Consider the following 25273-nt stretch of genomic DNA (forward strand, 5'->3'; position numbering starts at 1 on the left):
GGCAGAAAATGAAGGGAGAAAGCAGCAAGCCGGATAAGGCCGGGCCGGCAAGGACGAAGGCCGGCACGATCGCCCGCGGCCAGACGATCTACAAGGCGGATGCGGAAGGCGGTGCATGGCGGGTGCTGTCAGGTACGGTGCGTCTCGATCAGCCCGGACCTGACGGGCTGCAGTTTGCCGGCATGGCGGTGACAGGCGATGTAATTGGTGCGGAAACGCTACTGTTCGGCCGCTACACGTTCACCGCGCGGGCGCTGTCGGCCTGCGTGCTCGAACCCTGGTGTGCGGACCGGGCCGAACCCAGCGGGCAATTGCTGCTCGGCATGCTTGCGGCGACCGAGGAGCGCATGGCGGAAGTGCTGGCCCTGCGTAGTGGCAAGGCCGGAGAGCGTGTACGCAGGTTGTTCGAGTTCATGACCGGCGGACTGACCCGCGGTGGTCGTGCCGCGAAGCTGGCGCTGCCGCGGCTCAAGGATATCGCCGAGATCACGGATCTTTCAGTGGAGACGGTTTCGCGGACGATCAGTCACCTGGGGGCGGAGGGGACGCTCGAGGTGTCCGGGCGTTACCGTGCGCGTCATGTGACTGCTGAATCGGTTTTTGGCGTACGCAGCTGACTGAGCGGCATACTTGGTAAGCGGGTGTTTTGCTGCATTGCAATGGTGGGGGATTCGTCATAGGCTGTTGCTCGCAGTGCGATTCGATGCTGCGCGATCTCCACGACCCATCCCTTGCCCCATGATTCCGGAAGCTCTGTTTCGTCATGCCCGTCGACTTCTGCCGACCGCGTTGTTCGCGTTTCTTGCGATGTCGGTCCACGCCGACGAGATCGTACTGACCAATGGCGACCGCCTCACCGGCACGGTGATCAGCAAGACGCCGGAAGGGCTCAAGTTCAAGACCCCGTATGCCGGCGTGTTGCGCATCGACTGGCGCATGGTGGAAACGCTGACGACTGACGAGCCGGTGGATGTCATGCTGCGCAGTAACGAGGGCCGGCTCGATACCCGGTTGCAGCGTTCGGAAGAGGCCCGCACCGTGCGCTTGGCCGAGGCGCCGGAAGTTCCGCCGCTCAAGCTCGATCGCATCAGTTACCTGAATCCCACACCGAGCCAGTCGGGTGAGGGCTTTGAATACAAATGGCGTGCGAACGTCGCGGGCAATTCGGTCAGTGGCAATAGTGAGACCACCCAGCTGGCCGTTGAAACCGAGATGAATGCGGTGGGCAAGACCTCCCGTTACTCGCTGAGGATAAAGGCCGAGGAGCGCACCGATCACGGTGTCGAGAGCGCGTCGAACTACCTCGCCAGTGCCGACCGCGACTGGTTCGTGACCAAGAAGAATTTCATCTACGCGCGCACCACGGTGGAGCGCGACCCGTATCGCGACCTGTCCACGCGTGCGTCTGCAGGCTCGGGATATGGTCTGCAGCTGATCGACAACGACCAGACGGGGCTGTCGGTCAAGGGCGGCCTTGAGCTCGTGCGCGAGAACCGGGTCGAGACCGACGACCAGAACTATCCGGCAATCGGCTGGGGCGTGAATTACCGGCACTGGCTGATTGGCCGTTCGGCGGAGTTCTTTCATCAGCAGGACGGTTACATGAACGCCCGTGACAGCCGCGACGTGACGCTGAAGATGCGCACCGGCTTCCGGTTGCCTATCGTCGAGCGCCTGAGCGCACAGGTGCAGGGCGTGCTCGACTGGGAAGGCCTGCCGGCAGAGGGGCGCAAGTCGGCCGACATGAGCCTGCAGTTCGGGGTCGGTTACGAGTGGTGAGCTGCGACGCCTGCCGAAGCGGGCGCCGTTTGCCGCGACCCAGTGACGGAGCGCCCGAGCGCCCCGTCACTGACAGGGCTTACATGCCCTGGCAGATCGGCCCCTCGTCGCCTTGCGGCACCACCCAGTTGATGTTCTGGGTGGGATCCTTGATGTCGCAGGTCTTGCAGTGCACGCAGTTCGGCGCGTTGAGCATCAGGAGCTTGCCTCCCGAGCCGGATGCAGCCAGCCGCCGCCGAGGGCACGGAACAGCGCGACGGCGGCGCGTTGGCAGGCAAGGCGGTCGGCGAGTAGCTGATGGCGTGCGGCGTGCAGCGTGCGCTGGCTGTCGAGCAGATCGATCATCGCCAGGGCGCCGGCACGGTAGCGGGCGTCGGCGCGTTGCCAGGCGATTTCGGCCTGGCGCACGACTTCCGCTTGGGCGGCAAGTTGCGCGGCGCTACCGGCGCTGGTGTTGAGTGCCGTCTGGGTGTCGGCAAAGGCGGCGACGATGGCGGCGTGGTAGGCGTACAGTAGGCCTTCGCGGCGCGCCTGCTCGGCGTCGTGGCGGGCGGCCAGACGGCCGCCGTCGAATATCGGCCGGGCCAGTGCGGCGAACAGACTGTAGGCCGGGTTGGCGAATAGATCGGCGATCTGGCGGCCGCCAGCCAGGCCGCTGGCGCTGAGACTGACGGTCGGCAACAGGGCGGCGCGGGCGGCGGCGACGTCGGCGTCGGCGGCGAGCAGCGCGGCCTCGGCGCGGGCCAGATCGGGACGGCGGCGCAGCAGTTCGCTGGGCAGACCGGCATTGACCGCCGGCAGCGGCAGGCTGGCCAGATCGGCCGGCTGCGGTTCGACGCTGGCGCTGCGGCCGAGCAGGGCGCCCAGCGCCTGGCAGCCGTTATCGTATTCGAGGCGCAACGCCACCAGGCTGCGTTGGCGTTCGCCGAGCAGGCCACGCTGACGGGCAACGTCGAGCGTGTCGGCACTACCGGCACGCAGGCGGATTTCTGTCAGCGCCAGGGTGCGCTCGACGAGCAGCCAGTCGGCCTCGGCGATGGCGATCTGTTCGCGCAGTGCCTGTAAGCCCAGCCACAGGTTGGCGACGTTGGCCGCCAGACTCAGGCGAAGCGCCGTGCGGTCGTGGTGGCTGAATTCGACGCCGGCCTGGGCAGCGTCGCGCAGTGCCTGCTGGCGGCCCCATACGTCGATCTCGTAGCTGGCGGCCAGGCTGGCACTGTGGGCAATACGTTCGCCGCTGCTCGCACCGCCGTTACGGACGCCGCTCAGTTCTAAATCAAGCGCTGGCCAGCGGTCGGCGCCAGCGACGCGGGCGACGGCTTCTGCCTGTCGCTCTGCTGCCATGGCGACGGCAATGTCCGGCGCCTGGGCCAGGGCCTCGTCGATCAGTGCGGCCAGTTCGGCATTGCCGAAGGCCTGCCAGTCGAGGCTTTCCGGTGGCGTAACCGCGTCAGCAGGTTGGACGAGGCGCCACTGCATCGGCAGGGTGAAGGCGGCGGCCGGTGCGCCGGGTGGCGCATTCGCGCAGCCGGCGACTAAAGGTAGTAGCAACCAGGGAAGGCGGTAGATGTGCTCGGGCATTGATTCACTCTCCTGCCAGCGCGACCACGGGATCGAGGCGTGCGGCCTGGCGGGCCGGTAACCAGCCGAAGACCAAGCCAGTGGCGATGGCGCAGGTAAAGGCGCCGACGATGGCGGTCAGCGAGAAAACCACCGGAATGTTCCAGAGCAGCAGCGCGAAGCCGATGCCCAGCCCGCTGGCAACGCCGATCAGGCCGCCGGTCAGGGCGATGAGAACGGCTTCGCTGAGGAACTGGCGCTGGATATCGCGCTGGCGGGCGCCGGTGGCCATGCGGATGCCGATTTCCCGCGTCCGTTCGCGCACCGTCATCAGCATCACGTTCATTACGCCGATGCCGCCGACGACCAGCGAGACGGCGGCGATCAGGCTCAACATCATGGTCATCGCGTCGCGTGTCTGCATTTCCGCCTTGATCTTGGCGGCGGCATTGCCGATGGCGAAATCAAGGCGACCGTGGCGTTCGATCAACAAGCTGCCGACGGCGGCCTCGGCCTCGTCGACCACGGCCGGCGAGACGACATCGATGACGGTGTAGTCGGGCTGGGTCTGGGTCCGGTAGACGCGGGCACGGCCGGCACGGTAGGGAATGAAGACCATGTCGTCGTAGTTCTGGCCCCAGCCGTCGGTACCGCGGCCGCTCATGACACCGATCACCTCGAATGGCGCATTGCCGATCAGCAGGTGGCGGCCGAGCGGATTGTCCGCACCGGGGAAAAAGTGTTGGTAGGCCTTGTTGCCGACCACGACGACCGGTGCCAATCCGTTGTTTTCGCGGGGCGTGAAAAAGCGGCCGTGGGCGACCGGCCAGCGAAAGATCTCCGGCATCGTCTCGCCGCCGGCGAAGACATAGATGGTACGTTCGACGTTGCCGTGGCGAACCAGGGTGGGGTCGCCGATCACCGGCATGATGCGATGCACTTCCGGCAGCTTCTGCACGGCAGCCAGATCGTCGTCGGTGATCATGCCCACCGGGCCGCCGGTATCCGGCGCCTTGCTGCCCAGATACATGATCGTCGTGCCCATGCTGCCCATCTGCTCGATGACGCGCTGGCGGGCGCCTTCGCCGATGGCCAGCATGAGGATCACCGAGGCGACGCCGATGACGATGCCGAGCAGGGTCAGGCCGGTGCGCCCGCGATTGACGCGCATCGCCCGCCAGGCGGTACGGATGGCTTCGCCGAGTTCATCGCGCAGGCTGGCGGTGCTTTCCCGGGTGGCATCGAGGACCGGCAGGGGGAGTGCGGTCGGCGGGCTGGTCGGGCCGGAATCGCGGATGATCCGGCCATCGTGGATTTCGACGACGCGCTCGGCCTGGGCTGCCACCTCGCGGTCGTGGGTGATCAGGATCACCGTGTGGCCGGCGCTGGCCAGTTCACGCAGCAGCGTCATGACCTCGGCACCGCTGCGGGAATCCAGGGCGCCGGTCGGCTCGTCGGCCAGGATGATGCGCCCGCCGTTCATCAGCGCCCGGGCGATCGAAACGCGCTGCTGCTGCCCGCCGGACAACTGGTTCGGCCGGTTGTCGAGGTGGCTGCCCAAGCCCAGGCGTTCGAGCAGCGCGGCGGCGCGTGTTCGTCGTTCGGCTTCCGGCAAGCCGGCGTAGAGGGCCGGGACTTCCACATTTTCGCGGGCCGTTTCACTGGCGATCAGGTGATAGCCCTGGAAGACGAAGCCGAAGGCCTCACGGCGCAGCCAGGCCAGCTGGTCGGCGGCGAAGCCGGCGACATCCTGGCCGGCAAAGCGGTAGCAACCGGCGCTCGGGTAATCCAGGCAGCCGATGAGGTTCATCAGCGTGGACTTGCCGGAACCGGAGGTGCCGACGATGGCGACGAACTCGCCGCTGTAGATGGCCAGGTCGATGCCGTGCAACACCTCGACTTCGGGCCGGTCGCCGCCGCCGTAGCGCTTCTTGATGGCGGACAGTTCGATCAGTGGCGTCACCAGCTGAATCTCCGCGGGCCCTTGTCCACGGTCTTCTCGCCAAGGATCAGCCGTTCGCCCTCGTGCAGGCCGCTGCGTACCTCGGCCGCGTGGCGGCTGTGCACACCCAGGACAAGCGGCCGGATTTCGATGTCGCCGTCTTCACGCATCACACGAACGGTGGGCTTTTCCTCGGTCAGCCCATTTACGGCGGAAAGCGGTACGTGGAGAACCTGTTTTGCGCTGGCGGTGATGATGCCGACCTGCGCCGTCATCTGCGGCATCAATGCGCCGTCCGGGTTTTCGACGTCGAACAGCACCGTGTAGCTGACGGCCTTCATGCCCTGCGGCTGACCGCTGCCGGTTTGCGCGCCGCTTGCGGCAATCGTCGTCGGCGGAGCGGGTAGTACCTGGCGGATGCGGCTTTCCCAGCGGCGCGGCCGGCTTTCCCCATGGCCGCCCAAAGTGGTGAAATAAGCGGGCAACTTGGGCTTGACCTGACTGATGTCGGCTTCCGAAACCTCGGTCCACACGGTCATGCCGGTGAGATCGGCGATGCGCAGGATGTTGGGCGTCTGGTAGGTGGCGTTCAGCGTCTGCCCTTCGCGCGCCTCCACCGCGACCACGGTTCCGGCCATCGGCGCGAAGATGCGGGTATAGCCAAGGCGCGCCTCATCGGCCTTGAGTGTCGCCTGGGTCTGGTCGATCTGGGCTTTCAGGTGGTCGATGCGGGCGAAGGCGACGGCCAGGTTGGCTTCGGCGGTTTGTACGTCCTCGCGTTTGGTGGCGTCGGCCAGCGCCAGTTCCCGTTGGCGTTCGTTCCGCTGCCGGGCCAGGCGCTGTTGCGCCTGCTGTTCGGCCAGCTGGGCGCGCAGGCCGGCCAATGCGGCACGACCAGCATCGACGGTGGCACCCTGCACGCTGGGGTCGATTTCCACCAGCAGTTCGCCCTTGGCAACGCGGCTACCGGGCTGGACGTGCAACTTGAGGATCTGCCCCGACACCTGGGCTCCCACATCCACGTAATGGCGCGGTTGCAGCGTGCCGATGGCGCTTACCGTGACTTCGATATCGCCACGGCTGACCGCGGCGATTTCATATTCCACGGGCGAGCGGGTCAGCCACCAGACTAGGCCCGCCAGCAGGGCGATGCCGCCGGCCAATAGCTGAAATCGACGTGGCACTGGCATCAGCGATCCACGCGGAAGGAGAGGGTGGCGGTGTGGCGCACATCTTCATACTTCCTGCCGTCGACGGTAACCGTGCCGTTGACCTTGGCCGATACCTCGAGGACATAGAGTGCGGGGAAGGATGGATCGAAACTGACGGTACCATCCACAGCCGGACGCAACACCTGCAACCAGCCTTCGGAAGTGACCACATTCACCTGGGAGGCGCTGACCGCATTGCCTTTCCAGAACAGGCGAAAGCTGTTGCCGCCCGGTGTCGTCGGGACCAGTTCAAGATCGCTGGATGCCATGGTGTCCTGGCGGCCGAAGCGGGCGTGATAGATGACCAGGGCCTTGTCATTGGCATGACTGGCGGTGAAGCGCAGGTCGCCACCGATTTGGGCTGCCTTGTAGCCGCCGTCGACGGCATTCAGGGCGACGGCCTTGCCGTCTGCCGCTGTGGCTAGGGCGCCTTGAACGGTCAAGGGGGTGTTCTGCGGCTTGGCGAGTTCGCCAAACTGGATACGCTTGCCATCCACGTCGGTATCGATCCAGAAGTACTCGGCGTGGGCGGCGGTCGCGGCGAACAGGGCGAGTACGGGCAGATAGCGGCGGAGCAAGCCGCTTGGGGAATCGTGTTGCATGGGCAATCCTCGTGAAATCAGAGAAAGAAAGGGGGCAGGGCCAGCAGCGGACCGAGGACGACCAGCCAGGCGGCGAAACGCGGGGCGTAGGGCAGCAGGAAGACCAGGCCGAGCGCCGCCGCCGAGAGCAGGCCGAACCAGGCAACCGGACCGATGGCCCAGCCCCAGGCCTGGCTGCACAGCCACAGGGCAAGGGCGAGCAAGGCCCAGCCTGTCAGGCGCAAGATCAGTCGCCGGCCGCTGCCGGGTTTGCCGTGCAGAACCTGGGCGTGATGCCGATCCATGGCCAGGCTCAGGGCCAGGAAAGCGGCGTAGCCGACGAAGAAGACGAGATAGGTGGCGAAATGCTTGTCCATTTCAGGCGCCTTCGATGGCTGTGGCCAGGGACTTTTCCCGGTTCTGCTGATTGGGTTGGCGCTGCCGCAGATGGCGGAGAATGGCCATGAAGATCAGGCCAAAGACCATGGCCGTCAGTTCGACCCCGGCCGTTTCGCTGTCGCCACGAGCCAAGGCCGAAAACAGCCAGTCGCCGGTGGTCAGCAGGTTGATCAGCGGCAAGCCGAGGCACAGGGCTGCGCTGACCGCGAGTTGCTCGATCCAGGCCCGCATGGGCGGCCGCAGCCCGGCGTGGAGCAGGGTGAGCAACCAGAGGATGAAGAACAACTGGATCTCGCGAACGGCACGGTCGGCAATGTCGAGCGGCAGTAGCCGGTTGATCCAGAAGTAAGCAATGCAGGCCAGCGACAAACCGGCGATGGCAGTCACGTTGAGGACTTCGATGAGGCGATAGACGCGTGGCGTCGCGGTGCCGAATTCATCCGCCGACTTCTTGCGCCGCTTGACCATGAACAGGATGGCGCCGGTTGCCAGCATGGCCGTGCCGGCCATGCCGCAAATGAAGTACAGCCATTTCATCGGGTAGCCGCCGAAGCGGACGAAATGCAGTGCGTTCATCGTCCGCTGTATCGCCAGCACGTTGCCCCCGCGTACGGTGTTTGGTTTCTGCACGTCGATCGTCTCGCCGTTGATGGCATCGAACAGTGCGTTGCCGCTGCTGCGACCGACCAGACGGTCGGATTCGGCATCCGGATCGAAGCGCCCGAAGATGCGCACCGAGGCGCTGCGGTCGCCGACGTGCTCGACCACGACAAAACTGGCTTCGCGCTCGATGGCGGCCTCGCCGCGCAGCATCAGTGGCGAAAGTTCGTGCAGCAGTGCGTCGATGTGCTGCATCGGACGCGGTGCCGGGCCTTCGTTCAGGGCGGCGAAGAAACTCTCCTCGTCGCCGTCATGGCGGGCCATGATGCCGGCCGGCATGTACAGCGCCCAGAAGATGATCAGGCCGGTATAGGAAATCATGAACAGGAAGGGCAGCGTCAGCACGCCAAGCGCGTTGTGGCCGTCCAGCCAAGAGCGCTGACCCTTGCGGGGGCGGAAAGTGAAGAAGTCGGTGAAGATCTTCTTGTGTACGACGATGCCGGAAACCAGGGCGACCAGCATCGCCACCGTGGCCGCGCCGACGATCCAGATGCCGGCGGTGCCTGCATGCAGTTCGAAGTGCATATGCACGAAGTGGTGGCCGCCCTCGGTATCGCGCTGGCTTGCGCCGGATTCCCTTCCGTTGGCCGGGTCAAGCAGGCGCTGCTCGAACGGGCTCTCTTCCTGCTCACGCCAGAAAACGCGCAAGGCCGCTTGCGCTTCGTCGGGCAGGCCGATGCCCCAGAATTCGGCGCGCGGCGCCTTGCCGGCCAGGTAATGCTGCGCGACCTTGACTGACTCGGCGCGCTGTTCTGCGGTCAACGGTTTGATGTCGCCGATTTTTCCCTGCTCGCGCATCCAGTGCGAAATCGGATCGTCAAAGACCCCGAGTGTGCCGGTCAGGAAAATGGCGAACAGGATCCAGGTAAACCACAGGCCGCCCCAGGTATGCAGCCAGGACATCGATTGGCGAAAGCGCTGCTTCATGTCGCGCTCCCGGCAAACTGCATCGCGCAGGACAGCAGGCCCATGAGCGCGCCGGGAATGAGCAGGCCGAGCCAGGCGCGGGCAGCGCTGGCCGCGGCAAAGACCCAGATGATCGCGGCGGTGTAGATGGCGAAGCTGAACAAGGTCGCGCCCAGCACCGCCTCGGGCAACTCGGACGGTAGCAAATGGCTGAGAAAGATGGAAAAGACGGAAGCCAGCGCGTAGCCGCCGATGAGCGCAGCGACGATGCGCGAAATCAGGGCAAGGCGGGGGCGTGTTTGGGTCGGGTGGGGGCTCATGGCAAACCTCGGCAATCGGGTGTGTCGGGGTGAGGGCTTGCTCGGCTTAAGCAGCCTTTGGCACCATTTATTCGGTGCTCTCAATGGACATGTCGTTCGAGAGTGGAAAAGAGCTCGCTTTGGTTGCAGAGCGTTACAAAAAGCATTGGCGCGCCTCTCTTGTGACAGTAAGGCGCGCAGCGCGAAACCGGGATCAGAAGCGATAGGTGAGGCTCAGGCGGAAACTGCGCGGTTCGCCGTAGTAGGCCGATGAGGAGCTGGTCTGATAGGTCTTGTCGAACAGGTTGTAGGCGTTGAAGCTCGCGCTCAGTTGCCTGCTGAGTTCGTAGCGGGCCATCAGGTCAATCAGCGAGTAGGCTTCCTGGGTGACACGCGGCGACCCGGCCATCCACGTGAAGTCCGACCAGGTCTGATTCTGCCAGCGCACACCGCCGCCAACGGTCAGTCCGTTGCCAACCCAGGGCATGCGATAGCTCGAGAACAGCTTGAGCGTGTTCTGCGGCACCTCGGTATTGAGCAAACTGCCGCTGGCATCCTGCGACAGGTTGCGGGCGAAGGCCGCCGAGGCTTGCCAGTTGCGGCTGAGCTGCCCCCCGAGTTCAACTTCGAAACCACGGGTCTTGGTGCCGGCCGCGGCACGATAGGCCTGGGAGCCATCCGGTGCCATGACGCCGGGAATGGCAACGGCCAGGTTGTCCTGTTCAATCTGGTAGATCGCGGCAGCCAGATTGAGTTTGCCATCGAACAACTCGACTTTGCTACCGATCTCGTAGGCCGTGCCGAGCAACGGATCGAGGTAATCACCGCTGGCGTTCTTGTTGCTCTGCGGCTTGAAGATATCCGTGTAGCTTGCGTACACCGACCACTGTGAGGACAGATCGAAAACAATGCCGGCGTAAGGAGTGATTTGATTGTTCCACTCACGTTTGACGGTCGAGATAACACCGGTGGCGTAGTTTCGATTGTAGGTTTCGTCTTCCCAACTCGTCGTGCGCGTGCCGATGATCAGCGACAGCGGATCGAACGGCTTGAAGCGCGCCGTCACGTAGGCGCTCTTCGTCTTTTCCGTGTAATTGAAATCTCCCTTCACCGAGTTGTCCGGCCGGCTCGGTGTATGACCATCCCAAGTGTAAATGTCGGGAATGGCGAGGATATGCCAGAGATGGTGGGACTCGGCATCCTGCTTGGTGCGCGACAGGGTGGTGCCGAGTACCAAGTCGTGCTGGCGGTCGAGGAAGGTGAACGGGCCGCTCGCGTAGATATCGAGGCTATGCTGGATCGGTGGCCCTGACCAGCGGCCGGCATACATCACCACCCCGGCGCCAGTCGCCGGGTTCGGACTGCCGCCGGTGGCATAGCCGAGTTGTTCGTCGAACTCGGTTCGGTCATAGGAGTAGGTGCCCTTCACCTTCCAGTCGTTGGCAAATCGATGTTCCAGGGCGGCAAAGGCGGCCAGGTTTTCGCGCTCGGAGTATGCCCATGAGGCAGCGGCTGAGTCCGATCGCTTCCAGTTGGTTCGCGTGCCGTCGCTATTGAACAGCGGCAAGCCGCCCCGTGAGTGACCCGTTGCATAGTGACGCTGCCAGCTCAGCCCTGCGGTTAGCAGCGTATCCGGCGACAAATCCGCTTCGACGATGCCATAGACGACCTTCTTGCTTTCTTCGAGGCGGTCGATGTAGGAATCATTTTCCTGCCAGGCGATGACACCTCGGCCGCGCAGCGTGCCCGCTGCGTTGAGTGACGATGAAACGTCCGCCTCCAGCCGATATTGATCCCAGGAGCCGGTTTCCACCTTGGCATAGCCCTGGAATTCGGCCGTCGGTTTTTTGCGGATCAGGTTGATCGTGGCGCTCGGCGTACCGATGCCGTTCATCAGCCCGGTGGCGCCGCGCACGACTTCGACCCGGTCGTAGAGCACCATGTCGTTGCTCTGGAAAATCTCGGCATAGTTGCTGTGCAGGTGGCTGACGCCATCCACTTGGTAGTTTTCCACGGCGAAGCCGCGCGAATAGATCTGCGAGGAATCGGAACCCTGGTTGCCCGACTGGTTCATGGTCAGGCCGGCGACCTGCTGGATGATTTCGGGCAATTGCGTCAGACCCTGGTCTTCCATGCGCTGGCGGGTGATGACGCTGACCGATTGAGGTGTCTCGCGGATCGACATCGGCAGGCGGGTAGCGGTCTGCATGCTGCCCGTGGTGTAGGAGCCACTGTTTTCGGTGGTCCCGCCCAAGCCGCCGGCGCTTACCGTCACCGGTGCCAGGGTCGCCTCGCCGGCGGCGGCCGTTGGCAGGCGGCGAAGGGTGTAGCCGCCGTTGGTCTGAGGGATGGCTTCCAGGTCGGTACCGCTGAGCAGTCGTTCCAGTGCGGCGTCGGTACTGTAGTGGCCGTTAACGCCGTGGCTCTGGCGACCGCTGGCGAGTTTCGGCGGATAGCTGAGCAGAGCGCCGGAAATCTGCCCGAAACGGGCCAGGGCCTCGTCGAGTGGACCTGCAGGAATGGCGTAGTGCATTGTGGCGTCGTTGCTGGCGTGGCTGTCGGCAGCCAGGACGGTGTGGCCGAGGGTTGCCGTCAGTGCCAGGCAGCCGAGACTGAGCAGGGCGACTTGTACGGCGCGGGCGCAGGTTTTCAGGCTCTTGCCGTGGTTCAAGGCGGGATGGCCGTGGGGGGGCATCGAAGGTTTCTCCTGTAGACGATGGCTGTCATGACGTCTGTCGCACGAGAAACCAAAACGGCTCAGGGCTGCGAATATTTTTAAGCGCTACTCGGCAGGGGCTGGATTGCCGTCCAGTAGCGGGTGCGCTGCACAATCTGCACGGGGAGCGTGTTGACCAGTGCTTCCAATACACGCTCGGTGTTGTCGAGGGGAAAGGAACCAGAAACCTCGAGGCTGGCCACCCGTGGATCGCAAATCAGCCAGCCCGGACGATAGCGATCGAGTTCGGCGGCGAAATCGTCGAGGCGCATGGCATTAACGATCAGCATGCCTTGTTGCCAGGCGGCGTCGGTGCTGACTGTGGCGCTGGGCGCATCACAGGCGCCGGCATCGAAACTGGCACGCTGGCCGGCGTTGATGATCAGCGGATGTGCCGGGTTGCGAAGTGGCCGCAGGGCGACGGCCCCGGCAAAGACGGCGACTTCGCTGCTGCCCGGGTGCTGGCGTACGGTGAACCGGGTGCCGAGGGCCTGGGCACTGCCTTCGGCCGTGCTCACCAGGAACGGGCGTCGTCTATCGTCGGTTGCAGTAGCGATGTGGATACGCCCGCTGCGCAGATGGAGTTGCCGCTGTCGGCTGTCGAAGTTGACGTCGACGACGCTGCCTGTGTCGAGGGTAAGCTGGCTGCCGTCGGCCAGCGTCACCAGGCGCCGTTCGCCCGTGTCGGTCTGGTAATCGGCGATCCAGCTGCCGGTTTGGTATTGCCGATGCAAGGTCAACCCGCCAGCGCCAGCAAAAACCAGCACGGCCAGCGCCTTGATCGCCTGGCGTCGGGCTGGGCCGGGTGGCGTAGTCAGGGAGGCATGGGCAAGGGCGGTAGGCAGGCCGGTGGCTCGCAGACGCTGCTGGCCGCCAGCGATGATCTGCCAGGCATGCTCGTGTTCCGGACTGGCGGCCCGCCAGCGCTGACAGGCCATTCGAACCTCGGCGGCGACCGGCTCGGATTGCAGTTCGACCCACCAGGCCATTGCGGCTTCGGCGACATTGGGGGAGATCGGATACTTGCCGATGGACGCGAGATTCATGGGGCCATGGCAAGGTCGGCGAAGTAGAAGAGTGTGCCGGCCTTGACGATATGGCGTTTGACGGTGGCGACGGAAATGTCCAGTTCGGAGGCGATCTGGGCATGACTCAGTCCGTCAAGTTGGGACAGCAGGAAGGCGCGGCGGACTACAGACGGCAACGTGCCGAGCAGGCGGTCGATCTCGTGCAGGGCTTCCAGCCACAGGGCGCGGGTTTCCTCCGAGGGTGCGGCGAGTTCCGGTTGCCGGGCGAGAGCTTCGAGCCAGGCTTGTTCCAGATAATGGCGCCGGAAATGACTAGCCAGGACCCGCTGGGCGATGGTGGTCAGGAATGCTCGCGGTTTTTCCGGCGTAGCCTGTTCAGCCTGGGTGAGCAGGCGCAGGAAGGTATCGTGCGCCAGGTCGGCGGCCAGGTCGCTGCTGGACAGACGCCGTCGCAGCCAGTCCCGTAACCAGCCGTGGTGCTCGCGATAGAGCGAGGCCAGCGAATCGAGTGATGAGGCAGTGTGCAAGGGGGCCTCCGGCAAACAAAATGCTGGCTGGCCCAGGGGGGGCTTGGCTTGCGTTGTTTTTGAGAATGGTTCTCATTGTTTCGGATTTGCCGGGCGGCGTCAAATGGCTGGGAGGAATGGCTGGAGTTTGCGGTCGATCGCAATATTCCACGAAAAACGGAACCTGCCGGAAGTGCCGTTGCGGATTGCCGATCGCGGTGGTTCAGAAGCTGTATTTCGCAGTTATTAACCCGGCCTTATATAGGCTGTTTTATATATGTTGTGTGCATGAATAAGATCGGTGCACGTGAGCTGGGTCCCGAAGGGCGCGAGACGGTGCGCAAGATGGTGCTGCGCCTGAATACGCAGTCGGGAATGAACGGCGTGGAGTTGGCGACGATCGCCGGCGTCCATGCGCGCGGTGCAGGCTTGGCTGCGCGAGCGCTACCCGGCCATTGCCGCGCAGGCCAAGACCGAAGGCGCGGTCATTTACTGGGCCAACGAAACGGCGGTGAAGGAAGATACGAGATGGATTCGAGGCTTTGCGCCGGCCGGCCGCACGCCTGTGCTCGAGGCACCGGCCCTCTGGGCCAAGCTGTCGATGATCTCGGCCATCACCAACCGGGGCGAGATCGCTTTCCAGATCGTCGAGGACACGATCAACGCCGAACGCTTCATCGAGTGACTGATCGCCAGTGCGGCGAGCAAGGTGTTCCTGATTGTCGATAACCTGCGGGTGCATCACGCCAAGCTCGTCCAGGCCTGGGTCGAGCCGCGTCGCGCGCAGATCGAGCTGTTCTACTTGCCGCCCTATGTTCCCGAATCCAATCCGGACGTATGCTACGTAGTGAGCGTATTTAAGGGCCGGGTCAATAGCAGGGCCCAAGTCCACAATAATCGGGATTGTGGAAAATTTTACTTATCAACGTGATGGGAAATCGGTGACGTTTCCATCGCCAGAACGATCCGGCAATCGGCTGGGGCGTGAAATACCGGCATTGGCTGACCGGCCGTTAGGCGGAGTTCTTTCATCAGCAGGACGGCTACATGAACGCCCGTGACAGCCGCGACGTGACGCTGAAGATGCGCACCGGTTTCCGGCTGCCTATCATCGAGCGCCGTTTGCGGCGACCCAGTGACGGAGCGCCGGAGCGCCCCGTCACTGACAGGGCTTACATGCCCTGGTAGATCGGCCCCTCGCCGCCTTGCGGCACCACCCAGTTGATGTTCTGGGTGGGATCCTTGATGTCGCAGGTCTTGCAGTGCACGCAGTTCTGCGCGTTGATCTGCAGGCGCGGCGCATTGCCATCACCGTCGCGCACGATCTCGTACACGCCGGCCGGGCAGTAGCGCTGCTCGGGGGCGTCGTAGAGCGCCAGATTGACCGAGATCGGTACCGAAGCATCCTTGAGGCGCAGGTGACAGGGCTGCTCTTCCTCATGGTTGGTGTTGGACAGGAAGACCGACGACAGGCGGTCGAAGGTCAGCGTGCCGTCCGGCTTCGGGTAGTCGATCTTCGGGCACTCCGCAGCGGGCTTGAGCGTGACATGGTCGGCACTGTTGTGCAGCGTCCACGGCACCTTGCCGCCGAACAGCTTCTGATCGATGCCGAACAGCAGCGAACCCATCCACAGACCCTTCTTCATGTAAGGCTTGAAGTTGCGTGTCTTGTGCAGTTCGGCATGCAGCCAGGAGTCCTGGAAGGCCGACGGGTAGGCGGTAAGGGCATCGCGCTGACGGTTGCCGGCGAGGGCATCGAGTGCCGCGTCGGCGGCGAGCATGCCGGACTTGATCGCGGCATGACTGCCCTTGATGCGCGCCGCGTTGAGGAAGCCTGCATCGTCGCCGATCAGTGCGCCACCGGGGAAGATCAGGCGGGGCTGGCTCTGCAGTCCGCCTGCCGCGATGGCGCGTGCGCCGTAGGCCAGGCGCTTGCCGCCCTCGAGAAACTTGCGGATGTCGGGATGGGTCTTGTAGCGCTGGAACTCTTCGAACGGCGACAGATGCGGATTGCTGTAGTTGAGCCCGACGACGTAGCCCACCGCTACCAGATTGTCTTCCAGGTGATAGACGAAGCCGCCGCCGTAGGTGTCGGCGGGCAGTGGCCAGCCCGCCGTGTGTACCACCAGCCCAGGGCGGTGATTCTCGACCGGCACTTCCCACAGTTCCTTGATACCGATGCCGTAGGTCTGCGGGTCGACGCCATCTCGAAGTTTGTATCTGGCTTCGAGTTGCTTGCCCAGGTGGCCGCGGCATCCCTCGGCGAACAGCGTGTACTTGGCATGCAGCTCCATGCCCGGTTGGTGGTTGGGGCCGGGCTCGCCCTCGCGGGTGAGGCCCATGTCGCCGGTTGCGACGCCCTTGACCGCACCGTTTTCGTCGAACAGGATCTCGGCACCGGCAAAGCCCGGATAGACCTCGACGCCGAGTGCCTCTGCCTGCTCGCCCATCCACTTGGCGACGTTGCCGAGGCGCACGATGTAGTTGCCGTGATTGACGAAGCAGTCCGGCAGCAGACCGTTGGGGATCGTGCGTCCGCCGGTTTCGTTGAGGAAGATCACGCGGTCTTCGGTCACCGCGGTGTTGAGCGGCGCGCCACGCGCCTTCCAGTCGGGAAAGAGTTCGGTGATCGCACGCGGGTCCATGACCGCGCCGGACAGGATATGGGCGCCGATCTCTGCGCCTTTCTCGATCAGGCATACCGAGATGTCCTGTCCCCTGGCCTCGGCCTGCTGCTTGAGCCGGATCGCCGCCGCCAGCCCGGCCGGGCCGCCACCGACGATCAGGACGTCAAATTCCATGGATTCGCGTTCCATCCCGTTCTCCTTTTACCTTAAGCTTTATTGGTATGCGTTCTCGTCGCCGCACAGTGTAATACGGGCCTGCGGCCTTCAGACCGGCGCGAAGCACTTTTCGAGCCGGGCCATTCTAAAACATACGCCTTCGTATGGTAAATTGCTTTGCACGCGAACTACCGCCCTGGAGAAGATGGATGTCGACCGAACGCAAGCTGATCCTGACCACGCGCATACCCGTCCGCTGGGGCGATATGGATGCCTACGGGCATGTGAACAACACCGTCTATTTCAGGTATTTCGAGCAGGCGCGCGTTGAATGGCTGGAGATGCAGGGCTCACGCGTGAGTCCGGACGAGACGGTCGGACCGGTCATCATCAATGCCAGTTGCACCTTCTACCTGCCGGTCAATTACCCGGCAACCGTGGTGGTGAAGATGTATGGGGGCGAACCGGGGCGGACCAGTCTGATGACCTGGTACGAACTATTCGTCGAAGGCGACGATCGGCTCTTTGCCGATGGCGCGGCGAAAACAGTGTGGATGGACACGCGCAGTGGCAAGTCCTCACCCTTGCCGGATACAATCCGCGAGATGTTTGTTTGATAAAATAAAACTAATTAAACACTAACAAAGGAGACGGAGATGAGTGCAGGACTGGATCAGCCCTTGTGGACGCCATCGGCGGCGCGTGTCGAGGCGGCCAACGTAACCGCCTTCCGGCGCGAAGCCGAGCGCCGCTGGCATGTTTCGCTGCCGGACTACGATGCTTTGTACGACTGGTCGGTAGCGAAGCCGGAGCAGTTCTGGACCAGTGTGTGGGAAGATGGCGGCGTAGTCGGCGAGCGCGGTGAGCGCGTGCTGGTCGACGGTGACCGCATGTCGGGCGCAAGGTGGTTCCCCGATGCGCGCCTGAATTTTGCCCAGAACCTGTTGCGCAGCCGTGAAGGCCATGATGCACTCGTGTTCTGGGGCGAGGATCAGGTCAAGAATCGCCTGTCGCACGGCGAGTTGTACCGGGCCGTTGCGCATTTTGCCGCGGCCTTGCGTGAACAGGGGGTGGAGAAGGGGGATCGGGTTGCCGCATTCATGCCCAACATGCCCGAGACCATCATCGCCATGCTGGCGGCCGCAAGCATCGGCGCGATCTTTACCTCGGCCTCGCCCGACTTCGGCGTGCAGGGCGTGCTCGACCGCTTCGGACAGAGCGCACCGAAGGTCCTGATCGCCTGCGATGGCTACTTTTACGCTGGCAAGACCATCGATTGTCTCGAGAAACTGGGCGATATCGCGCGCCAGCTGCCATCGCTGCGACGCGTGGTGGTGGTGCCCTATGTGCACACCGCGCACGATCTGGGCAACGTGCCCCACGCCCGCATGTATGCCGACTTCGTGGCCGATCATCATCACGTCACCGAGATCGAGTTTGCGCAACTGCCCTTCGATCATCCGCTCTACATCATGTATTCGTCGGGTACGACGGGTGTGCCCAAGTGCATCGTGCACTGCGCCGGTGGTGCGTTGCTGCAGCATCTGAAGGAGCACCGCCTGCACAGTGACGTCAAGCCGAAGGACCGCGTGTTCTATTTCACCACCTGCGGCTGGATGATGTGGAACTGGCTGGTCTCAGGCCTGGCGGCTGGAGCGACGCTGCTGCTGTACGACGGATCGCCGTTTGCCAGCGACAATGCCATCCTGTTCGACTATGCCGACGCCGAGGGCATGACCCATTTCGGCACCTCGGCCAAGTTCATCGATGCCGCTGCCAAGTTCGGTCTGAAGCCGCGCGAGACGCACGGCCTCGACACGGTACGGGCCATGATGAGCACCGGCAGTCCGCTGGTGGCCGAAGGTTTCGAATACGTCTATCGCGAGATCAAGGCCGACCTTCAATTGTCGTCGATCTCGGGTGGCACCGATATCATTTCCTGCTTCGTGCTCGGCTCGCCGGTGCTGCCGGTGTGGCGTGGCGAGATCCAGTGCCGCGGCCTGGGAATGGCGGTGGACGTGTGGGACGACGACGGCCACCCGGTGCGCGGGGAGAAGGGCGAACTGGTGTGCTCCAAGCCTTTCCCGGTGATGCCGCTGGGGTTCTGGGGGGATGACGACGGCAGCAAGTATCACGCCGCCTACTTCGATCGCTTCCCCAACGTGTGGTGCCATGGTGACTTCTGCGAGATCACCGCGCACGGTGGATTGGTGATCTACGGCCGTTCGGACGCCACGCTCAATCCGGGTGGCGTGCGCATCGGCACTGCGGAGATCTACCGTCAGGTGGAGAAACTCGACGAGGTGGTGGAGTCGCTGGTGATCGGTCAGGACTGGCCGCCGCAGAACCCGAGCGATGTGCGCGTGGTGCTGTTCGTGAAGTTGCGTGAAGGCCTGACGCTCGACGAAGCGCTGACCAAGCGCATCAAGCAGACCATCCGCGACAACACCACGCCGCGCCATGTGCCTGCCAAAGTCCTGCAAGTGGCCGACATTCCGCGCACCAAGAGTGGCAAGATCGTGGAACTGGCGGTCCGGCATGTCGTGCATGGCCGTGCGGTGAAGAACCAGGAGGCGCTGGCCAATCCGGAAGTGTTGGCGCTGTTCCGCGACCGGCCCGAACTGATGAGCTAGGAGCTGCCATGCTGATGAATCGCGACAAGTCGGTGCTGTTGATCATCGACGTGCAGACCGGGCTCGCGCCGGCCATTCACAACGCCGACCACCTTGTCGGCCACTGTGTGTGGCTGGCGGAGGTGGCGACACGGCTCAAGGTGCCGACCGTCGTGACCGAGCATTTTCCGCAGAAGCTCGGCTCCACCGTGCCGCGTCTCAAGGCCGCGACGGAAGGCGCGCAATACGTGGGCAAACAGCACTTCTCGGCCGTGGCAGATGGTTGCCTGAAGGGCACGGCAGTTGACGAATGCCGTCAGGTTGTCATTTGCGGCGCTGAGGCTCATGTGTGCGTGCTGCAAACTGCGCTCGAGTTGCGCTGGGCGGGCAAGGAGGTTTTCGTGGTCGCCGAAGCGGTCGGGTCGCGCGATCCGGCCAACCGCGATCTGGCCATTGCACGCATGCGCAGCCACGGCATCGAGATCGTGTCGCGTGAAATGCTCGCGTTCGAGTGGCTCAAGTGCGGGGGCACCGACCTGTTTCGCGAGATCAATCGGGATTTCATTCGTTAAACGGCTGAGGCGGGGCGTGCATGGCATCTGCGCCCACGTGGATGTGCCGGTTCGGAGAGGGGCGATGAGCGAGGAGCGAATCTCGATCATCGTTCCGGTGCTCGACGAGGCCGCTACGCTGACGGCCTGCCTGATGACACTCGAGTCGCTGTGTGATCCCGATGTTGAGATCATTGTCGCTGACGGCGGCAGCGCCGATGCGACGCCGGAGATCGCGCGCGGCCGGGCTCACACGTTCGTGCACGCGCCACGGGGACGTGGCAGCCAGATGAATGCGGGGGCGGCACTCGCCACGGGCGATATCCTTCTGTTTCTGCATGCCGATACCCGACTTCCCAGCGGCGCGCTGGATGTCATCCGGCGCGCAATCAGCGCTGGGGCACAGTGGGGACGCTTCGATGTGCGAATCGAGGGGCGCTCCCGTGCGCTGCGACTGGTCGGCGCGATGATGAACCTGCGTTCGCGTCTGAGCGGCATCGCCACCGGCGATCAGGCCATCTTCGTGCGGCGAACCGTGTTCGACGCCGCTGGCGGCTACCCCGACATCGCCCTGATGGAAGACGTCGCACTGTCTGGCGCATTGCGCGCGTTGGCGCATCCGGCCTGCCTGCGCCCGCCGGTGGCGACCTCGGGGCGGCGTTGGGAAAAGCATGGGGTGCTGCGCACCATCGTGCTCATGTGGCGCCTTCGTGCCGCCTACTGGCTGGGCGCCGATCCCGACGAACTCGCGCGGCGCTACGGCTATCAGCCGCGCAATGGTCCACAGGCTCGGCTTGCCGGGGTGCGCACGGAAGAAAAAAGGCCTCCCGACGCCTGAGCGTGGGGAGGCGCTTCGCTGCGCTGCTCGCCGTCCCGGCGGCTGGCGGCATCAGGCCGAGGTGTCGTCCGTCGTCGCGTCCTTCTTGGGGGCGGTCTTGCGTTTCGCCGCCGTCTTGCGTTCGGGCTTGACCGGCTTTTCGCTGTCGTCTTCCGCGGGTTTGGCGCGAGGTTTCGCCGCCCTTTTCGCTTTGACGGCCTTGGCGGCCTGGGCGGGCGCGGCACTGGCCTCCGTTGTTGCGGGTACGGTGGTCAGCGGTGTTGGCGCAGCAGGAGCGGGCGCAGCAGGAGCGGGTGCAGCAGGAGCGGGTGCAGCAGGAGCGGGTGCAGCAGCGGGCGCTGTTGTGCGTGCGGGGGCTGCCGATTGTGCCGCTCTTGCCGCCGCGGCTGCGGCGATGGCGGCATCTGCAGCCTTCATTTTTTCGCTGGTACGAATTGCCGCAGGACTGACGAGGCTTGGAGCGCGCGGTGTTGGTGCTGCTTCGCCGCCGCCTGGCGCGTTCTCCGCCACCGGCGCTGGGGCAGCTGGCACGGCGTCCTGTGCCGCGCGGGCAGGCGGGGGCTCGGCGGCCGCAGTATGGGTGTTTGCAGGCGGGGCCGTCTTTTCGGCCGGTGTCGCGTTGCCGGCATTCGTACGACGTGGGCCCCGACGTGACGGTCTTTCCTGACGCGCAGGCGCGGCCTCGGGCGCTGCCTGCTCGGCCTGCTTTTCCGGCTGTTTTTCGGTCTGGCTTTCGACAGCGGATTCCGCTGCGGTGTCGAGCTGCGGCGCATGGACCGGTTCGGTCGGGGTGTTGTCACGCCGTCCCCCGCGTCTGGAGCGGTCGCGGCGCGTGGAGTCGGCCTCACGTGGCGGACGTTCGGCCGCCGTTTCGGTGTCTGACGTGGTGCTGCTTCGATAAACGTAGGCGCCCGATTTTTCGTCGCGACCGAATTCCAGCAGACCTCTCGATTGCGCCTCTTCGAGCAGGTTTCCGAAGGCGCGGAAGCCGTAGTAAGACTCGCTGAAGTCTGGCTTGCGGCGCTTGATTGCTTCCTTGAGCATCGACGCCCAGATCTTGCCGCTGTCGCCGCGTTCGGCAAGCAAGGCCTCGAAGGTTTCGACCGCGATATCGATCGCCTGCGTGCGCCGGACTTCAATGTCGTCCTTACGCCCCTTGTCCTCGGTCTGGGGGCGGCGATTGCCGCCGCTGTCCTGACGCGATTCGCGTTTGCGCGCCATGCGTTCGCCCTCGCGCACGAGATCGTCATAGAAGATGAACTCGTCGCAATTGGCGATCAGCAGGTCGGACGTGGATTGCTTGACGCCGACGCCGATCACCTGCTTGGCGTTTTCGCGCAGCTTGGAGACGAGCGGCGAGAAGTCGGAGTCGCCACTGATGATGACGAAGGTATTGACGTGGGCCTTGGTGTAGCACAGGTCCAGTGCATCGACGACAAGGCGGATGTCGGCCGAGTTCTTTCCGGACTGGCGGACATGTGGAATCTCGATGAGCTCGAAGTTGGCTTCGTGCATCGTGGCCTTGAAGCCCTTGTAACGCTCCCAGTCGCAATAGGCCTTCTTGACTACGATGCTGCCCTTGAGCAGCAGGCGCTCAAGCACGCGTTTGATGTCGAATTTGTCGTAGTTGGCGTCGCGTACGCCCAGTGCGACGTTCTCGAAATCACAGAACAGCGCCATGCTGATGTTTTCGGTGGGTGAAGCCATGTATTTCTCCAGATGGGCCCGACCGGCCCCATGTCGTGTGCACACAGCAACATTACGCGGCGGCGGTCGAAGGTCTGTCGTCGCCCTGCGCGATTTTGCTGATTTTCGACATATTAGACCGTCGGGGGCTCATTGGGCCTGCTATTGCCTCAATTGGCTGCGTTTGCCGTCGTGCGGGAAAAGAGAAAAGGCGTGTGCCGGAGTTTCCGGCACACGCCTTCCAGATTCCGAGTCCTCACCTTGCCGGGCTCAGGTCATCACGCCCTTTGCCCAAACGAGTGGATACGGATGATCCGTCGAGGACTCCCCGTTCGGTGTCAGCCGCAGGTGCCTACCGCGCCACAAGCGGTGCAGAAGTCGCAGCCGTCCTTGCGGATCACGGTGTGGTTGCCGCATTCCTTGCACAGCGCGCCCTGCATCAGCTTGGCATCGCTGGTGTCGCGCGGTGCCTCTAGGATGCCCATTTCGCGGGTCGGATAACCCTTCTCGTCGAGCACGCCGAGCATGGCGTAGCGGTGGATCATCAGCTGCGCGATGTAAGCCACGGTGCTGGGGTAGTTCTGCTGGCGCTTGGTGCCGGGCACGAAAGCCATGAAGTCGCCCAGCGGCTCGGGGTAGTCGAGGAGCTTGCGCAGCTTCATGCCGATCCAGGCCGGATCCATCACGCGCATGTCGAGCGACAGAATTCGGGTGAGGCCGTCCAGTGCGCGCGGGTAGTTGCCCGACAGCCACACCGAGTATGGGCGGGTGACGCCGTCGGGCAGCGTGATCTCCTTCAGACCAAGAACGAAGTCCTCGCCGGTGGCCGGGTTGTAGATATCCACCGTCCACGACAGCGTGCCGTCGGTACCGGTCTTGGGCTCCTCGAGGCTGAACAGGGTGTCGAGCACCGGGGTCGCACCCTCGGTGTTGAATGCACCGAGCTGCTCGCAACGGTAATTGACGATCTGCGAGAATGCGGCCACCACGCCCGGCACCAGCTTCTTCTCGCCATGCGGCGGGAACGGCATTTCGAAGGACTTCTCGCCCACGGTGCGCGACAGGGTTTCGAGCTTGAGTTTGAGCCAGCCGCGATCGTTTGCACGCATGTCCATCGACAGGGTCTTGGCGACTGCGCCGAGGCCGCGCGGCTGGTCGGCGCCATTGACCCACACTTCGAAGGGGAAGGTGCCGCCGTTGGTGCCGAACTGACCGACGAAGAGCGCAAAGCCGCCCTGCGGGGTGTTGAGCATGTAGGTCCAGGCGAGGTTGCCATCAGGCATGCCCGGACGACCCGGCCAGCGCAGACTGGCCAGTACCGGCGCCGGCAGGCTCTTGATCGACAGGCGCTTGTTGGCGTCGGAGATCTCGACGTCGTGCGGCTGCTTCTGCTCGGTCGACGGGGTGACGGACAGTACCGAGCCGAGCACGTTGTTCGGACGGTAGGTCGCCAGGCCCTTGAGGCCGGCCTTCCACGCCGTGAGGTAGAGATCCTCGAATTCGGTGTAGGGGTAGTCGGCGGGGACGTTAACCGTCTTCGAGATTGAGGTGTCGACATAGGGGGCGACGACGGCGACCATGTCCTTGTGGGCCTGGGCCGAGATCTCGAGTGCGGTGACGAAGTAGGGCGGCAGCTTGTCGACGTTGCCACCCATGTGCTTGTACAGACGCCACGCGTAGTCCTCGACGGCGTATTCCTTGAACGTGCCGTCGGCCATGCGCTTGCGCCGCGTGTAGGTGTAGGAGAACGGTGGCTCGATACCGTTCGACGCGTTGTCGGCGAAGGCCAGCGAGATGGTGCCGGTGGGCGCGATCGACAGCAGGTGCGAGTTGCGGATGCCGTGCTTGCGGATCTTGTCCTTGACCTCGGCCGGCAGGCGCGAGGCGAAGTTGCCGCCCGACAGGTACATGTCGGCGTTGAACAGCGGGAAGGCGCCGCGCTCGCGCGCCAATTCGGCCGAGGCGAGATAGGCGCGATTGCGCATGTATTCGGAGATCTTGCGCGCCTCCTCGCGTGCTTCCGTGGTGTCGTAGCGCTTCTGCAGCATGATCAGGGCATCGCCCAGACCGGTGAAGCCCAGACCGACGCGGCGCTTGGAGTCGGCTTCGGCACGCTGCTGGTCGAGCGGCCAGTGGGTGGCTTCGAGCACGTTGTCGAGCATGCGGATGGAAACATCCACGACCTTGCCGAAACCGGCATAGTCGAACTCGGCCTTGTCGGTGAACGGGTGCTTGACGAAGGGGGTGAGGTTGATCGAGCCCAGGCAGCAGCAGCCATACGGCGGCAGCGGCTGCTCTGCGCAGGGGTTGGTCGCCTCGATGGTTTCGCAGTAGTACAGGTTGTTATCCTGGTTCATGCGGTCGAGAAAGAGGATGCCCGGCTCGGCGTGATCGTAGGTCGAGCGCATGATCTGGTCCCACAGACTGCGTGCACGCACCTTGCGATACACCCAGTTGCCCTCGTCGAGCTGGTATGCGCCCGCGTCCTTGAGCTCCTGCGTCGGCTCGGCTTTGTGTGCCAGCTCGATGTCGCCGTCGCTTTCAACCGCCTTCATGAAGGCGTCGGTCACGCCGACCGAGATGTTGAAGTTGGTGAGGTCGCCCTTGTCCTTGGCGTGGATGAACTCTTCGATGTCGGGATGATCGCAGCGCAGCACGCCCATCTGGGCGCCGCGGCGGGCGCCGGCGGATTCGACGGTTTCGCACGAGCGGTCGAACACACGCATGTACGACACCGGGCCGGAGGCGTTCGATGCCGTGCCCTTGACCAGCGCGCCCTTGGGACGGATGGAGGAGAAATCGTAGCCCACACCGCCGCCGCGGCGCATGGTTTCGGCAGCTTGCGCAAGGGCGGTGTAGATGCCGGGGCGGCCGTCGACAGATTCGGTGACGGAGTCACCGACCGGTTGCACGAAGCAGTTGATCAGCGTGGCGGCGAGCGTGGTGCCTGCGGCGCTGTTGATGCGACCTGCGGGCACGAAGCCTTTCTCCTGGGCTTCGAGGAACTTCGCCTCCCAGTGGATGCGTTTGTCTTCGGCCTCGATCGCGGCGAGTGCACGGGCAACGCGCTGACGGACCGCATGAACGCTCTGTTCATCGCCCTTGGCATATTTTTCGATCAGGACTTCGCCCGAAATTTCCTGCATCGCAAGTGTGCTGGCATCGGCTTTGACAGTGTTCTGAGTGGTCGCGCTCATGATCTTCTTGGTCTGCCTT

At 64.0% G+C, this 25273-nt stretch carries 20 protein-coding genes and 1 pseudogene; 7 read left to right on the forward strand and 14 right to left on the reverse strand.

Going from position 1 to position 25273, the window contains the following annotated elements; genetic code table 11:
• The first annotated feature begins 8 nt into the window (after window positions 1–8).
• Window positions 9–617 carry a Crp/Fnr family transcriptional regulator gene (locus J5J83_RS02315; protein WP_212344826.1) on the forward strand — a complete coding sequence of 203 codons (609 nt, stop codon included), beginning with the start codon at window positions 9–11 and terminating at the stop codon, window positions 615–617.
• 121 nt (window positions 618–738) lie between these two features.
• Window positions 739–1779 (forward strand): DUF481 domain-containing protein, encoded by a 1041-nt coding sequence (locus J5J83_RS02320; protein WP_212344827.1) that lies wholly within the window; start codon window positions 739–741, stop codon window positions 1777–1779.
• A gap of 79 nt (window positions 1780–1858) precedes the next feature.
• Here J5J83_RS02320 and J5J83_RS02325 read toward each other — a convergent pair whose 3' ends face one another.
• The 11 genes from J5J83_RS02325 to J5J83_RS02375 form a co-directional block, all read right to left on the reverse strand.
• Window positions 1859–1975 carry a 4Fe-4S dicluster domain-containing protein gene (locus J5J83_RS02325; protein ID WP_212344830.1) on the reverse strand — a complete coding sequence of 39 codons (117 nt, stop codon included), beginning with the start codon at window positions 1973–1975 and terminating at the stop codon, window positions 1859–1861.
• On the reverse strand, window positions 1975–3360 hold the full coding sequence (locus J5J83_RS02330; RefSeq protein WP_212344832.1) for an efflux transporter outer membrane subunit: 1386 nt from the start codon (window positions 3358–3360) through the stop codon (window positions 1975–1977). Before J5J83_RS02330 ends, J5J83_RS02325 begins: the two co-directional genes overlap by 1 nt.
• Before the next feature lie 4 nt (window positions 3361–3364).
• Window positions 3365–5302: a MacB family efflux pump subunit gene (locus tag J5J83_RS02335; RefSeq protein WP_349251854.1), complete on the reverse strand. Its 1938-nt coding sequence runs from the start codon at window positions 5300–5302 to the stop codon at window positions 3365–3367.
• Window positions 5299–6444, reverse strand: coding sequence for an efflux RND transporter periplasmic adaptor subunit (locus J5J83_RS02340; protein ID WP_249115592.1), 1146 nt, complete (start codon window positions 6442–6444; stop codon window positions 5299–5301). Before J5J83_RS02340 ends, J5J83_RS02335 begins: the two co-directional genes overlap by 4 nt.
• Before the next feature lie 26 nt (window positions 6445–6470).
• The gene (locus J5J83_RS02345) at window positions 6471–7094 is read right to left on the reverse strand and encodes a hypothetical protein (RefSeq protein WP_212344836.1); all 624 of its coding nucleotides are present in this window, start codon (window positions 7092–7094) and stop codon (window positions 6471–6473) included.
• 17 nt (window positions 7095–7111) lie between these two features.
• A complete protein-coding gene (locus tag J5J83_RS02350; RefSeq protein WP_212344839.1) occupies window positions 7112–7450 on the reverse strand; it encodes a DUF3325 domain-containing protein in 339 nt (112 codons plus the stop codon).
• 1 nt (window position 7451) lies between these two features.
• The gene (locus J5J83_RS02355; protein WP_212344841.1) at window positions 7452–9059 is read right to left on the reverse strand and encodes a PepSY-associated TM helix domain-containing protein; all 1608 of its coding nucleotides are present in this window, start codon (window positions 9057–9059) and stop codon (window positions 7452–7454) included.
• A complete protein-coding gene (locus J5J83_RS02360; RefSeq protein WP_212344843.1) occupies window positions 9056–9358 on the reverse strand; it encodes a DUF3649 domain-containing protein in 303 nt (100 codons plus the stop codon). Before J5J83_RS02360 ends, J5J83_RS02355 begins: the two co-directional genes overlap by 4 nt.
• Before the next feature lie 193 nt (window positions 9359–9551).
• Entirely contained in the window at window positions 9552–12032 is a 2481-nt protein-coding gene (locus tag J5J83_RS02365; protein WP_212344846.1) for a TonB-dependent receptor, read from the reverse strand.
• Between the two features lie 80 nt (window positions 12033–12112).
• Window positions 12113–13099: a FecR family protein gene (locus tag J5J83_RS02370; RefSeq protein ID WP_212344849.1), complete on the reverse strand. Its 987-nt coding sequence runs from the start codon at window positions 13097–13099 to the stop codon at window positions 12113–12115.
• Window positions 13096–13608, reverse strand: coding sequence for a sigma-70 family RNA polymerase sigma factor (locus J5J83_RS02375; RefSeq protein WP_212344852.1), 513 nt, complete (start codon window positions 13606–13608; stop codon window positions 13096–13098). Before J5J83_RS02375 ends, J5J83_RS02370 begins: the two co-directional genes overlap by 4 nt.
• A 391-nt stretch (window positions 13609–13999) precedes the next feature.
• Between J5J83_RS02375 and J5J83_RS02380 the strand changes: the two are divergent.
• Window positions 14000–14518: pseudogene (locus J5J83_RS02380) on the forward strand (transposase).
• Between the two features lie 241 nt (window positions 14519–14759).
• Here J5J83_RS02380 and J5J83_RS02385 read toward each other — a convergent pair.
• Window positions 14760–16403 carry an electron transfer flavoprotein-ubiquinone oxidoreductase gene (locus J5J83_RS02385; protein ID WP_212344855.1) on the reverse strand — a complete coding sequence of 548 codons (1644 nt, stop codon included), beginning with the start codon at window positions 16401–16403 and terminating at the stop codon, window positions 14760–14762.
• Window positions 16404–16579: 176 nt separating this feature from the next.
• On the opposite strand from J5J83_RS02385, the gene J5J83_RS02390 reads away from it, so the two are divergent.
• From J5J83_RS02390 to J5J83_RS02405, 4 genes are all read left to right on the forward strand, one after another.
• Window positions 16580–16987: a thioesterase family protein gene (locus J5J83_RS02390; protein ID WP_212344858.1), complete on the forward strand. Its 408-nt coding sequence runs from the start codon at window positions 16580–16582 to the stop codon at window positions 16985–16987.
• A 39-nt stretch (window positions 16988–17026) separates the two neighbouring features.
• On the forward strand, window positions 17027–19003 hold the full coding sequence (locus J5J83_RS02395; RefSeq protein WP_212344861.1) for an acetoacetate--CoA ligase: 1977 nt from the start codon (window positions 17027–17029) through the stop codon (window positions 19001–19003).
• 8 nt (window positions 19004–19011) lie between these two features.
• A complete protein-coding gene (locus J5J83_RS02400; protein ID WP_212344875.1) occupies window positions 19012–19554 on the forward strand; it encodes a hydrolase in 543 nt (180 codons plus the stop codon).
• 64 nt (window positions 19555–19618) lie between these two features.
• The gene (locus J5J83_RS02405) at window positions 19619–20371 is read left to right on the forward strand and encodes a TIGR04283 family arsenosugar biosynthesis glycosyltransferase (RefSeq protein ID WP_212344878.1); all 753 of its coding nucleotides are present in this window, start codon (window positions 19619–19621) and stop codon (window positions 20369–20371) included.
• Between the two features lie 51 nt (window positions 20372–20422).
• Here the strand turns inward: J5J83_RS02405 and J5J83_RS02410 are convergent, their stop codons facing one another.
• On the reverse strand, window positions 20423–22078 hold the full coding sequence (locus tag J5J83_RS02410) for an NYN domain-containing protein (protein WP_212344880.1): 1656 nt from the start codon (window positions 22076–22078) through the stop codon (window positions 20423–20425).
• Between the two features lie 317 nt (window positions 22079–22395).
• On the reverse strand, window positions 22396–25254 hold the full coding sequence (locus J5J83_RS02415) for an adenosylcobalamin-dependent ribonucleoside-diphosphate reductase (protein WP_212344882.1): 2859 nt from the start codon (window positions 25252–25254) through the stop codon (window positions 22396–22398).
• Between the last annotated feature and the right edge of the window lie 19 nt (window positions 25255–25273).

It is taken from the genome of Azoarcus sp. L1K30, assembly GCF_018122735.1.
Classification (GTDB): domain Bacteria; phylum Pseudomonadota; class Gammaproteobacteria; order Burkholderiales; family Rhodocyclaceae; genus Parazoarcus.